11 protein-coding genes are annotated in these 12,067 nt (G+C 41.4%); 3 read left to right on the top strand and 8 right to left on the bottom strand.

Annotation, left to right across the window (positions count from 1 at the left end):
• Positions 1-12 precede the first annotated feature (12 nt).
• From mfd to F986_RS16340, 3 genes are all read left to right on the top strand, one after another.
• On the top strand, positions 13-3,471 hold the full coding sequence (gene mfd, locus F986_RS16330) for a transcription-repair coupling factor (RefSeq protein WP_026056431.1): 3,459 nt from the start codon (positions 13-15) through the stop codon (positions 3,469-3,471).
• A 231-nt stretch (positions 3,472-3,702) separates the two neighbouring features.
• Positions 3,703-4,137, top strand: a complete 435-nt coding sequence (locus tag F986_RS16335; protein ID WP_004696995.1) for an HIT domain-containing protein — start codon at positions 3,703-3,705, stop codon at positions 4,135-4,137.
• A gap of 58 nt (positions 4,138-4,195) precedes the next feature.
• The gene (locus F986_RS16340; protein WP_004696998.1) at positions 4,196-5,659 is read left to right on the top strand and encodes an adenylate/guanylate cyclase domain-containing protein; all 1,464 of its coding nucleotides are present in this window, start codon (positions 4,196-4,198) and stop codon (positions 5,657-5,659) included.
• A 74-nt stretch (positions 5,660-5,733) separates the two neighbouring features.
• Here the strand turns inward: F986_RS16340 and fdx are convergent, their stop codons facing one another.
• From fdx to F986_RS16380, 8 genes are all read right to left on the bottom strand, one after another.
• Positions 5,734-6,072 carry an ISC system 2Fe-2S type ferredoxin gene (gene fdx, locus F986_RS16345; RefSeq protein WP_004697000.1) on the bottom strand — a complete coding sequence of 113 codons (339 nt, stop codon included), beginning with the start codon at positions 6,070-6,072 and terminating at the stop codon, positions 5,734-5,736.
• Positions 6,073-6,088: 16 nt separating this feature from the next.
• Positions 6,089-7,948: a Fe-S protein assembly chaperone HscA gene (gene hscA, locus F986_RS16350; RefSeq protein ID WP_004697002.1), complete on the bottom strand. Its 1,860-nt coding sequence runs from the start codon at positions 7,946-7,948 to the stop codon at positions 6,089-6,091.
• 37 nt (positions 7,949-7,985) lie between these two features.
• The gene (gene hscB, locus F986_RS16355; protein ID WP_004697004.1) at positions 7,986-8,501 is read right to left on the bottom strand and encodes a Fe-S protein assembly co-chaperone HscB; all 516 of its coding nucleotides are present in this window, start codon (positions 8,499-8,501) and stop codon (positions 7,986-7,988) included.
• Between the two features lie 119 nt (positions 8,502-8,620).
• Positions 8,621-8,941, bottom strand: coding sequence for an iron-sulfur cluster assembly protein IscA (gene iscA / locus F986_RS16360; protein ID WP_004697006.1), 321 nt, complete (start codon positions 8,939-8,941; stop codon positions 8,621-8,623).
• Positions 8,942-8,977: 36 nt separating this feature from the next.
• Positions 8,978-9,364, bottom strand: a complete 387-nt coding sequence (gene iscU, locus F986_RS16365) for a Fe-S cluster assembly scaffold IscU (protein ID WP_004697007.1) — start codon at positions 9,362-9,364, stop codon at positions 8,978-8,980.
• 104 nt (positions 9,365-9,468) lie between these two features.
• Entirely contained in the window at positions 9,469-10,686 is a 1,218-nt protein-coding gene (locus F986_RS16370; RefSeq protein ID WP_004697009.1) for an IscS subfamily cysteine desulfurase, read from the bottom strand.
• A 1-nt stretch (position 10,687) separates the two neighbouring features.
• Complete coding sequence (locus F986_RS16375) at positions 10,688-11,161, bottom strand: Rrf2 family transcriptional regulator (protein WP_004697011.1); 474 nt, start codon at positions 11,159-11,161, stop codon at positions 10,688-10,690.
• A 113-nt stretch (positions 11,162-11,274) separates the two neighbouring features.
• Entirely contained in the window at positions 11,275-11,922 is a 648-nt protein-coding gene (locus tag F986_RS16380) for a hypothetical protein (RefSeq protein ID WP_004697014.1), read from the bottom strand.
• Positions 11,923-12,067 lie beyond the last annotated feature (145 nt).

Consider the following 12,067-nt stretch of genomic DNA (forward strand, 5'->3'; position numbering starts at 1 on the left):
AAAGCCATGTCCATGCTCCAAGAAGAAATCTCCCAACTGAATGTGCAACAACTAAAAGCAGGCGAAAAACGTTGGCTGGGAAATTTGCTCGGCTCTTCAGCTGCATTATTCATTCAAACGTTAAGTTCACAAAATAAAAAGCTCTTTGTGGTTGTGGCAAAAAATAATCAACACTTAGCACAACTCGAAAGTGAATTTGAATTTTACGGTATTCGACCGACCATTTTCCCAGACTGGGAAATTCTGCCTTATGACCGTTTATCTCCTCATCAAGATATTGTGTCTGAGCGTCTCGCAATTTTATCCAATATGCCGCAAACAGGCGTCTTACTGATTTCGGCTTCGACCTTGGTGCAGCGTGTAGCGCCGACGTCGTGGGTGTTGGGAGAACACTTTGATATTCACGTTGGTCAAAAGTTTGAATTGGAACAGCAAAAGAAGCGTTTGATTCAAGCAGGCTATCATTTGGTCGACACAGTATATGACCATGGTGAATTTGCGGTTCGGGGTAGCATTATGGATATCTATGCCTCAGGTCAAGCTGCCCCAATTCGCATAGATTTGTTTGATGATGAAATTGAAACCCTCAAATTTTTTGATCCTGAAACACAGCGCACTACGGAAAACTTAAAACAATTTTCCGTATTACCGGCTAAAGAGTTTCCGCTGAAAGAGGCACGCAGCATATTTCGTGATCGCTATGCAGAAATGTTTCCGACGGCAAATCCAAAGAAAAATCCAATTTATCAGGATGTGTTAGAAGGAATTGCATCACCAGGTATCGAATTCTATTTTCCACTATTTTTCAGTGCTGCGCAGATGGAAGCTCAAAGTACACTACTTTCGTATTTACCAAGTCATTCCATCGTCATTACAGATAAGCAAGTTGATGATGGTTTGGATAATTTTTGGAAAGAAATCGATCGACGTTATGAAGACCGTCGTCATAATGTTGACCAGCCAATTTTAGCCCCTAACCAGCTTTTTATTTCGACCAATCAAGTTTTAGAACAGCTCAATACCTTTCCCCGCATTATTGCCTCAGTCGAGGCTTTTGATCTAAAAGCGGGTGTGATTAATTTAAACACGGAGCTTCCACCACGTTTAGCGGTCGATCCTAAACATGAAAAGCCCTTTCATGCGGTTAAACAGTATATTGATGCTGCTAATCATCCAGTATTGCTGGTTGCTGAAAGCGCTGGGCGTCGTGAAACTTTGAAAGATGCATTGCGCGCCACATTGGGAGAGATTCCTAATGTTGAGAATTTTGCTGAATTTCAAAAATCCTTGCATGCCATTGCAATTACCAGTGCGCCATTAGAGCGTGGCTTGGTATTAAAAGACAGCATTAGCATCATTTCTGAAAATCAGTTGTATGAGCATCGTGTTGTACAGCGTCGTCGTAAACGCCAGCAAGAGGTTTCGGAAGAGTTTCTCATCCGTAGTTTGACTGAACTGAGTATGGGTGCGCCGGTGGTGCATATCGACTATGGTGTGGGGCGTTATGCGGGCTTAGTCACCTTAAGCATTGATGATCAAGACTATGAGTTTTTGCAACTTGATTATGCTGATGCTGCCAAAGTTTATGTTCCAGTGACCAATTTACATTTGATTAGTCGCTATAGTGGTGGCGACCCAGACTTGGCACCCTTGCATAAGTTGGGTACAGATGCTTGGAGCAAAGCAAAGCGTAAAGCACTCGAGCAAATCCATGATGTAGCAGCGGAGTTATTGCATATCCAAGCTCGTCGTCAAGCCAAACCTGGTTTTGGTTTTGAGCTAGAGCATGGTCAATATATGCAGTTTGCCAGTGGTTTTGCCTATGAAGAAACACTGGATCAGGCCAATGCAATTGAAGCGACTTTATATGATATGCAATTGGCTAAACCTATGGATCGTTTGGTCTGTGGTGATGTAGGCTTTGGTAAAACCGAAGTGGCAATGCGGGCTGCCTTTTTGGCCGTGCAGAACAACAAACAAGTGGCAGTTTTGGTGCCGACGACGTTGCTGGCCCAACAGCATTATGAGTCGTTTAAAGACCGTTTTGCCGATTGGCCTATTCGTATCGAAGTTTTATCTCGTTTTGGCAGCAGTAAATCACATACGAAAACGATCGAAGACTTAGCTGAGGGCAAAGTCGACATCGTGATTGGTACGCATAAAATTCTACAAGAAAGTGTCCAGTTTAAAGACTTAGGCTTAATGATTGTGGATGAAGAACACCGCTTCGGTGTACGTGATAAAGAGCGGATTAAAGCAATGCGTGCAGATGTGGATATGTTGACTCTGACTGCAACTCCAATTCCACGGACTTTAAACATGGCCTTTAGTGGTATGCGTGATCTATCGATTATTGCTACACCACCTGCACGACGTTTAGCGGTAAAAACTTTTGTGCAAGAACATACGGGTGATTCAGTTAAAGAAGCCATCTTGCGTGAGTTACTACGTGGTGGACAAGTTTATTTCCTACATAATGAAGTAGAAACCATTGAGCGTGCAGCGGAGAGTCTTCGAGAGTTGGTCCCTGAGGCACGTGTGGCTGTTGCACATGGTCAAATGCGTGAACGCGAGTTAGAACAAGTCATGCAGCAGTTCTACCATAAAGAATATAACGTGCTGGTCTGCTCAACCATTATTGAAACAGGGATTGATGTTCCGAATGCCAATACCATTTTAATTGAGCGGGCAGATAAGCTGGGTTTAGCGCAGTTGCATCAACTACGTGGGCGTGTAGGGCGCTCGCATCACCAAGCTTATGCCTATCTGTTGGTGCCATCCATCAAAGGATTAAAAGGTGATGCTGAAAAACGTCTGGATGCGATTCAGCGGGCATCGACATTAGGTGCGGGCTTTATGTTAGCGACGGAAGACTTAGAAATTCGCGGAGCGGGTGAGCTACTTGGCGAGCAACAAAGTGGTTCAATGCAAGCCATTGGCTATAGCTTATATATGGAGATGCTCGAAAAGGCGACCAAAGCCATTCAAAAGGGCAAAACCCCAAATTTCGATGCTCCACTCTCACTGACCGCAGAAATCAATTTACATATGCCGGCCTTGATTCCAGATGAATATCTAGGAGATGTCCATCAGCGTTTATTGTTCTATAAGCGTATTAGTAATACGGACAGTCAGGAAAAACTCGATAACATTCGTATGGAGTTGATTGACCGTTTTGGGATACCGCCACAACCTGTGAAGCAGCTTTTTGCTGTGCATCAGATGCGTTTGAAAGCAGAAACACTGGGCATTACCAAAGTGGATATTGCTGCTAATGGGGGGGTGATTGAATTCTCACCTGATACTCCTGTTCAGGCGATTAGTATTATTCAGATGATGCAAAAACACCCGACCTTTTTTAGGATGGAGGGTGGCCAGCGCTTAAAGGTCATGGTGATGCTAGAGGACTATGAAAAACGAATTCAATTTATCAATGACTTATTGGAAAGTTTATTGAAAGAATTGCATTAAAATTTAGCTCTAATTTGCTGTGATTTCATACAGATATCAGGTCTTTTTTGCGGACTTGCGCTATAAAAAGAAAGACTTGATTTTTTGATGAAATTTATTAAAGTAATAAATGTGATGTGGTTCAAAGTAAAACGTAGTTTATTTGTGTTGAAACACATTGCTTGCAATATTCACCTCTGATTGGATGTGATAGTATTAGCCATTATTCTAATTTGCATCATTTATAAAGATATGTTTAGTTTGCATCCACAACTTGCTCAAGATACGTTTTTTGTAGGCGACTTTCCACTTTCAACATGTCGCTTAATGAATGATATGCAATTCCCGTGGCTAATTTTAATTCCACGCGTGCCAGGCATCACTGAGTTATATGAGCTCAGTCAAGCCGACCAAGAACAGTTTTTACGTGAGTCAAGCTGGTTATCAAGCCAATTGGCTCGTGTATTCCGTGCTGACAAAATGAATGTTGCTGCTTTAGGTAACATGGTTCCGCAGCTCCATTTTCACCATGTTGTACGTTATCAAAACGACGTCGCATGGCCAAAACCAGTTTGGGGTACACCCGCTGTTCCTTATAGCAATGAAGTGCTTGCGCATATGCGTCAAACTTTAATGCTTGCACTACGTGGTCAAGGTGATATGCCATTCGATTGGCGTATGGACTAATACACGTGAGAAATCAAATCAGGGATGATTTGATCGTGAGCATAATGGGGAACGAGCAGTGCCATTAGACGATTGGTTATCTAAAGAGCCCAAACAATTTGAGTATTTCCATCGTGCGATGGGATATGGCATGCTGTCTTTAATAACCATCGTCTATCATTATACGATGGCAGATACTCAATATCAGATTTACGTGCCGCTGCTGTTGCTCATTGTATTATTGATCACCCCCCCATTTTCAAGGTGGTTAGGTTATCGCTTCAATAATAAGATGCGACGCGGTGTAATGTTTGTTATTGATATTGTCATTACTGCGATCATTTTAGCCGCTGTACATCTCAGTATCGTACTCACATTTTTAACCATTTTTGCTATGCTTTACACGGCTATTAGCAATAAAATTTCTTTTTTGATGGTGTCTTTGGCCAGCCTGATTGGGGTGGTTGTCTTTTATATCTCAATTATCTTTGTCTTCGGTTTTGGTGAGTATTTCGAGGCTACCAGTACCGAACTGATCGTATTGGGTTTTTTGTGCCTCACCACTTATTTTGGCGTGGGTAGCTATTATCAGCGCAACCAAATGCAAGACATATACCGCCGCAAAAATCACTATTTCGATCAGATGAACCGTTATATGGAGTTTGCCAATCAGCTGAGTCGCTATGCACCAGTTCAGTTGTGGCAATCGATTATGAAGGGTGAGTCTGAAGCGAAAATTGAATACAAGCGTAAGAAACTGACAGTTTTCTTTTCAGATATTCAGGGTTTTACAGAGCTTTCTGAAAGCTTAATTCCGGATGATTTAGCATTCCTACTCAATGATTATTTAAAACACATGACCGAGATTGCGAAGCAATATGAAGGTACTGTGGATAAATTCATGGGGGATGCAATTTTAGTGTTCTTTGGTGACCCTAATTCTGAAGGTGTAGAGCGTGATGCTCAAAACTGTTTGGAAATGGCTATGGCGATGCGTCAGCAAATGAAAATCCTGCGCGAGCGTTGGGTGAAAATGGGTTATCCGCCATTACATATTCGTATGGGAATTTCTACAGGGTATTGCCACGTAGGGAACTATGGCGCATCGCACCGTATGGCTTATACCATTGTTGGTCGTGATGCAAACCTTGCTGCACGCTTACAAAGTGCAGCGCAAGTGGATGAAATCTTAATTTCGGACGATACACATAATTTAGTAAAAAATGATTATCTTTGTGCGCCGAAAGCACCAATTTTCCTTAAGGGGATTAAAGGTGCTGTGAAAACGTGGCAAGTCGTTGAAAAATATACGTCGCAAAAATCAGACTATCAACGCTGGTTTGATTATGAATATAAAGGGTTTCATTTGCTGCTAAACTTAGATGAAGTGCAGAATTTTGAATATCCGCAGTTGATTCAAGTTTTAGAAAAAATGATTCAACGCATTCAAACCCAGCAGAAGATGACCAACTCGCAAGGTATCGTTAAACTCAATCTTGAAGATGAAGTAATAGAACCTGTTCAAAAAAATGAATATCATTAAGTTGATAGGATGAGATACAAAGCGAGAGTCGTAAAAAAGCCACTACAATGAGTGGCTTTTTTATGCTTTGAAAATTAGTGATTTTCAGATGCGTGGTTAATTGTGTATTTAGGAATTTCAACTTCTAAGTCTTCATCCACTAACTTCACTTGGCAAGACAAGCGAGAGTCAGGTTCTAAGCCCCAAGCACGATCCAGTAGATCAGCTTCAACATCATTCATTTCTTCTAAACTGTCAAAGCCTTTACGTACCACAACGTGGCAAGTTGTACATGCAGCGGACATATCGCACGCATGTTCAATTTTGATTCCATTTTTCAGTAAGCTTTCACAAAGATTCGCATTCTGTTCAACTTCAAACTCAGCACCTTCTGGGCAGATTTGCGCATGTGGGAGAACTTTAATACGTGGCATAGTCTTTACCTATAAATTAGTTTGAGTTTGACCAGTCGTCGAGTTTTGTGCCTTTCAGCGCTGCATCGATATGCTGATTCATACGTGCTGCTGCAAAAGCATCACTGTATATTTTAAGCTGTTCAACAGCAGATTCAATTGCTTTGATTTCTGTTGTTTCAAGTGTTGCTTCTAATGAAGTTTTGGCCGCATTTAATGCAACTTGTTGTTCACTCGTGAGCAGGTGAGCATCCACTTTTAGGGCTTGCTCTAAAGCTTCGAGTTCGCGTTTTGCTTCAACTTTGGTTTCTTGTAAGTGACGAAGATTTTTATCTTCTTCAGCAAACTTGTAACCATCGAGCAGTAAGCGTTCCATATCGCTATCAGCCAAACCATATGATGGTTTGATATCAATTTGTGCATGTACGCCAGAGGTTGTTTCTTTAGCTGAAACCGTCAGTAGGCCATCGGCATCCACTTGGAAGGTCACTTCAATACGCGCTTGACCCGCAGTCATTGGTGGAATGCCGCGAAGGACAAAACGACCTAAGCTACGGCAATGCTCAACCAAATCACGCTCACCTTGAACCACATGAATCAGCATCGCGGTTTGGCCATCTTGGTAGGTGGTGAACTCTTGGCGACGTGCAACTGGGATTGCGGTATTACGTGAAATAAGGCGCTCAACCAAGCCGCCCATGGTTTCCAGACCGAGAGAAAGCGGAGTTACATCAAGCAGTAATGCGCCATCGGCTGTGTTTCCAATCAACTGATTGGCTGTAATCGATGCACCAATAGCAACAACTTCATCTGGGTTGATGGTACATAATGGCTCTTGAGCAAACACATCGCGTACAGCGTTTTGTACAGCATAAGAGCGAGTTGAGCCACCGACCAAAACTACGTTTTGAATGTCGTTGAGTTCGAGTTTGGCATCGCGGAGGACACGTTTGCAGACACTAATCGTTTTATCTAAAGCAACTTTGATAATGCTTTCAAATGTCGTGCGATCAAGAGTCAAGCTGTGCTCTAGGACTTGTAAATGAACGCTTTCTGCATCGGTTAAAGCTTCTTTAGCTTTACGTGCAGCAACTAAAACGTGTGCATATTCAGTGTCATCGAACTGCTCAATGTTGAGTTCTTTTTTCGCCCATTTTACGATTAAACGGTCAAGGTCATCACCACCTAATGCAGTGTGACCACCCGTCGCTAACACTTCAAACACGCCTTGTGAAAAGCGTAAAATTGAAACGTCAAAGGTACCGCCACCCAAGTCATAAATCACGTAGTTGTGATCATGCGCAAGATTGGTTTCTTGGTCGAGACCATAGGCAACTGCAGCAGCAGTAGGCTCATTTAAAAGACGTAATACGTTTAAACCCGCAAGTTGTGCGGCATCACGTGTCGCTTGACGCTGAGCTTCATCGAAGTATGCAGGAACGGTAATCACTGCACCATTGACTTCATTTTTTAAGCTCGCTTCAGCACGATCTTTCAGTTGCTTTAAAATTTCAGCGGACACTTCGACAGGGGTTTTGCGACCCTGAGCGGTTTCAAAAGCTGGCATTTGATTATCTTCCCCCACTAAAGTGTAGGGGTGTTGAAACTTAATGTCAGTTTTAGAGCGTCCCATAAAGCGTTTGACTGAAACGATGGTGTTTTTAGGATCAGCAGTCAAAAATGGTTTTGCTTCGTCGCCATATTGGGTTTGATTTACACCATAATGCGCGATCGATGGGAGTAAGACACGACCTTGTTCATCATGCAAAACCTTTGCTTTGCCTGAAAGTACAGTTGCAACTAGAGAGTGAGTTGTACCTAAGTCGATACCAATGGCAATACGGTGTTCATGTGGCGCACTTGATTGTCCAGGTTCTGCAATTTGCAAGAGAGCCATGTGTTACATCCTTTGAGCGTCAAAAATTAAAAATAAGTTAAAATTCATCATCTAAATCAAAGCTATCGTCATCTTCAAAACGATCTTCAGCTTTATCTATGTCATGCATGACTTTTACAAAGAAGCGAAGTTTGCGGACATCATCACGTGCCTCAGCCCAATCTTCCTCTTCAAAATCAATTTTGAATTCGCGGACTAAACCATCAATCCATTGTTGAACGTCTAATTTGAGTGATTGTAATTCATCTGCTGAACGTGCTTCATCAAGTTGTTCACGGATTTCTAAGGCAGACTGGAGAAATTCAAAATCGTTGATGGATTGATCAAGATGATAATCTTGTTTTTTTAATCCTAATAAATATCCTGCACGGCTATCAACCTGAGATAAAACTTTAAATGCTTGATTGATCTCACTTGATTTTATGAGGGCTTGATCTTTATCGAGAGCTTTATCTGGGTGATATTGTTGCTGCAACTTTAAAAATTCTGATTTTAAGGTTGCTAAATCAATATCGAGTGCTACTGGGAGGTTAAACAACTCAAAATGATTCATAGGAGAGGGATTCCGCGCTAAATTGGGGGTCATTGCGAAAGCAAAAACACTCTATGTAAATGCAATTAAAACAGTGTGATACACACTGTTTTAATGTTGAAAAGCAAGTTAATGAACTGTTATACCGTGAAAGATTCACCACAGCCACATTCGCCTTTTTTGTTTGGGTTGTTAAACTCAAAGCCTTCGTTTAAACCATTTTTCACGTAGTCCATCTCCATACCATCGAGATAAACCAAGCTTTTTGGGTCTACAAATACTTTCACCCCAAACTGCTCAAAGGTGGTGTCATGTGCATCAATTGAATCGACAAATTCAAGCACATAAGCCAAACCAGAACAGCCTGAAGTTTTCACGCCAACGCGAATACCTTCACCCTTACCGCGATTTTTTAAATAATTGCTGATATGAGTTGCAGCATTTTCAGTTAAGTTGATCATGAAAACTCCCTAATCTTTCTTTAAAATGCGAAGCAATTAAGCTTTAGATTTTTTGCTGCGGTAGTCTTCAACAGCAGCTTTAATAGCATCTTCAGCCAGTACAGAACAGTGTACTTTTACTGGAGGAAGAGCAAGTTCAGTTGCGATATCAATGTTTTTGATCGCTTGAGCTTGATCTAAAGTTTTGCCTTTTAGCCATTCAGTCACTAAAGAGCTTGATGCAATAGCAGAGCCACAACCATAAGTTTTGAAACGTGCTTCTTCAATCACACCGTTGTCATCTACTTGGATCTGTAAACGCATAACGTCGCCACATGCAGGTGCTCCGACCATACCTGTACCTACGTTTTCAGCATTTTTGTCTAATACACCTACATTACGAGGGTTTTCGTAATGGTCAATTACTTTTTCGCTATAAGCCATGATGCGTCTCCAAACCTCGGGGTCAGCGTTAATATTAAATATGGGGTCAAAACTTGATTTTTCAATGAAGCCATCCAGTATGTGGATGACTTCAATAGGAAAAATTAGTGTTCAGCCCACTCAACTGTAGAAAGGTCGATACCGTCTTTGTACATGTCCCAAAGTGGAGAAAGTTCACGAAGTTTCTCGACCGCAGAACGCGTCACTGTAAGTACATGGTCAATGTCTGCTTCAGTGGTGTATTTACCAAAACTGAAACGAATTGAACTGTGCGCAAGTTCGTCAGACAAACCTAGTGCACGTAATACATAAGAAGGTTCTAATGTTGCTGAAGTACAAGCTGAACCCGAAGATACAGCAGCGTCTTTCAACGACATCATTAACGATTCACCTTCAACAAAGTTGAAACTTACGTTTAAGTAGTTCGCAACGTTTTGTGTTGGGTGGCCGTTTAAGAAAATTTGTTCTAAGTCTTGTAAGCCATTCCAAAGCTTGTCACGAAGTACGCGAATGCGTGCTTGTTCAGAAGCTAAGTTTTTACCTGCAAGTTCAAATGCTTCACCCATACCAACGATTTGGTGTGTTGCAAGTGTACCAGAACGCATACCGCGTTCATGACCACCACCATGCATTTGCGCTTTTAAACGAACACGTGGAGTACGACGTACATAGAGTGCGCCAATACCTTTAGGGCCATAAATTTTATGAGCAGAGAAGCTCATAAGGTCAACTTTCATGGTAGAAAGGTCAATTTCAACTTTACCTGCAGCTTGCGCCGCATCGACATGGAAGAAGATCTTGTGTGCACGAGTAATTTCACCAATTGCCGCAACATCGGTCACAGAACCAATTTCGTTGTTTACCATCATAAGTGAAACAAGAATAGTGTCTGGACGAATAGCTGCTTCAACCATTTCAGGGGTAATTAGACCCGTGTTTGGAAGTGGCTCAAGGTAAGTGATTTCAAAACCTTCAGACTCAAGCTCACGGCAAGTGTCTAAAATAGCTTTGTGTTCAATTTTACTTGTAATAATGTGCTTGCCTTTAGACGCATAGAATTGTGCTACGCCTTTAAGAGCTAAGTTATCTGATTCAGTTGCACCAGAAGTCCAAACGATTTCGCGTGGATCTGCTTTGATCAAGTTCGCAACTTGTTCACGTGCATATTCTACTTTTTCTTCTGCTTGCCAACCGTAAGCATGAGAACGAGATGCTGGGTTGCCAAATGTGCCGTCAAATGTCAGACATTCCATCATGCGTTCAGCGACTTGCGGGTCTACAGGAGTTGTTGCTGCATAATCAAGATAAATTGGACGTTTCATGTCAAATACCTGTTACCGATAAAAGGGCTGAATCTGAAGGTGCTGTGTTTTGGCGAATGGCAACTTTTTGAACGTTGTCACGTGCTACAAGGTCAGCAAGAGTGATTTTAGCGAGATAGTCGGCAATGTGATGGGAGAGTTCTTGCCATAAATCGTGAGTTAAGCACATTGCGCCATTTTGGCAGTTGCCTTTATGGTCACAGCGAGTGGCATCAACTGTTTCGTTTACAGCTTCAATAACTGCTAATACTGTGATTTCATCAGCGCGACGAGCTAAATGGTAACCACCGTTGGCACCACGAATACTAGAAACTAAGCCGTGGCGCTTTAATTTCGCAAATAACTGCTCAAGATAAGCAACAGAGATAGTTTGACGAGCTGCAATTTCTGCAAGCGTGATCGTTTGTTCAGTTGGCTGCAAAGCTAAATCAAGTAGAGCAGTCACTGCGTAGCGTCCGCGAGTTGTTAAGCGCATGATTCGATACACATGATTAGACTAGATGTGTCGATTTTAAGAATCCTGACTAAAATAGTCAAGTTTTTTTAATAGGGATTGCGCGTATTTAATTTGCTTGAAATATTATGTAGTTATGCAAGCCAAATATTATATACCAATAAGCTAATCAAAAGTATAGAAAACACAAAAAATGTGACATTTATACGTTTTTGACGTTGCTCGATACGGCGAATACGATTTTTGTATTGTTTCACTTCAACCTGTAGAGTGTTGATTTTAGAACGTTGTTCTTCAATTTTCTCTAAAAGTGGTGCAATGCGCTTTTTAGATGCAACTACATTTTGTGGATCAGTTGGTTCAGTTAACCAGTTTTTCCAGTCGGCAAGAACTTTAGGTGCACTAAAATGTAAAATTAAATCTCGGAACTCATCTTTTAAGATGATGTCACCATCAATACGCATGGTTTTAATACTGCGACGGTTTCCAAAGACGAAAATTTTAATTAAATCCATCAATGTGGTGCGTACATCTAGGTCGACCGGTTTTTCAGGTGCTTTGGCATCAAATAAAACACCTTGAGCGGTAAAGGTGATATAGAAGTCAAAATAAGGCAGATAGCTATTTATTTTAATCGCAATATTTTGCTCAACAAACTTTTTACAGTGAAGTGCAACCACACGGTCGTGTTTTAAAATAAGAGAAAAGATCGTCTCAAGAACAATCATCACCATAGTGAGTAGCATATGTGTTTGATTGTGTTCTTTTTGAGAATCACTCATAAGTAGTAACCTAAATCCTGACCTGAAATGAGCATCCTGCTCGCAAAAACTTCAGACTTAAAAATAAAAATGTAATAAAGATGCTTTGTAGAACAGTTTTACAAATCGATCAAGTCTAATATTTGCTAGTATAGTGCAATCTATA

This window comes from Acinetobacter johnsonii CIP 64.6 (genome assembly GCF_000368045.1).
Taxonomy (GTDB): domain Bacteria; phylum Pseudomonadota; class Gammaproteobacteria; order Pseudomonadales; family Moraxellaceae; genus Acinetobacter; species Acinetobacter johnsonii.

Coding starts and splice junctions, on each gene's coding strand:
- mfd (WP_026056431.1), top strand. CDS start 13: ATGCTCCAAGAAGAAATCTCCCAACTGAATGTGCAACAACTAAAAGCA.
- F986_RS16335 (WP_004696995.1), top strand. CDS start 3,703: ATGTTTAGTTTGCATCCACAACTTGCTCAAGATACGTTTTTTGTAGGC.
- fdx (WP_004697000.1), bottom strand. CDS start 6,072: ATGCCACGTATTAAAGTTCTCCCACATGCGCAAATCTGCCCAGAAGGT.
- hscA (WP_004697002.1), bottom strand. CDS start 7,948: ATGGCTCTCTTGCAAATTGCAGAACCTGGACAATCAAGTGCGCCACAT.
- hscB (WP_004697004.1), bottom strand. CDS start 8,501: ATGAATCATTTTGAGTTGTTTAACCTCCCAGTAGCACTCGATATTGAT.
- iscA (WP_004697006.1), bottom strand. CDS start 8,941: ATGATCAACTTAACTGAAAATGCTGCAACTCATATCAGCAATTATTTA.
- iscU (WP_004697007.1), bottom strand. CDS start 9,364: ATGGCTTATAGCGAAAAAGTAATTGACCATTACGAAAACCCTCGTAAT.
- F986_RS16370 (WP_004697009.1), bottom strand. CDS start 10,686: ATGAAACGTCCAATTTATCTTGATTATGCAGCAACAACTCCTGTAGAC.
- F986_RS16375 (WP_004697011.1), bottom strand. CDS start 11,161: ATGCGCTTAACAACTCGCGGACGCTACGCAGTGACTGCTCTACTTGAT.
- F986_RS16380 (WP_004697014.1), bottom strand. CDS start 11,922: ATGAGTGATTCTCAAAAAGAACACAATCAAACACATATGCTACTCACT.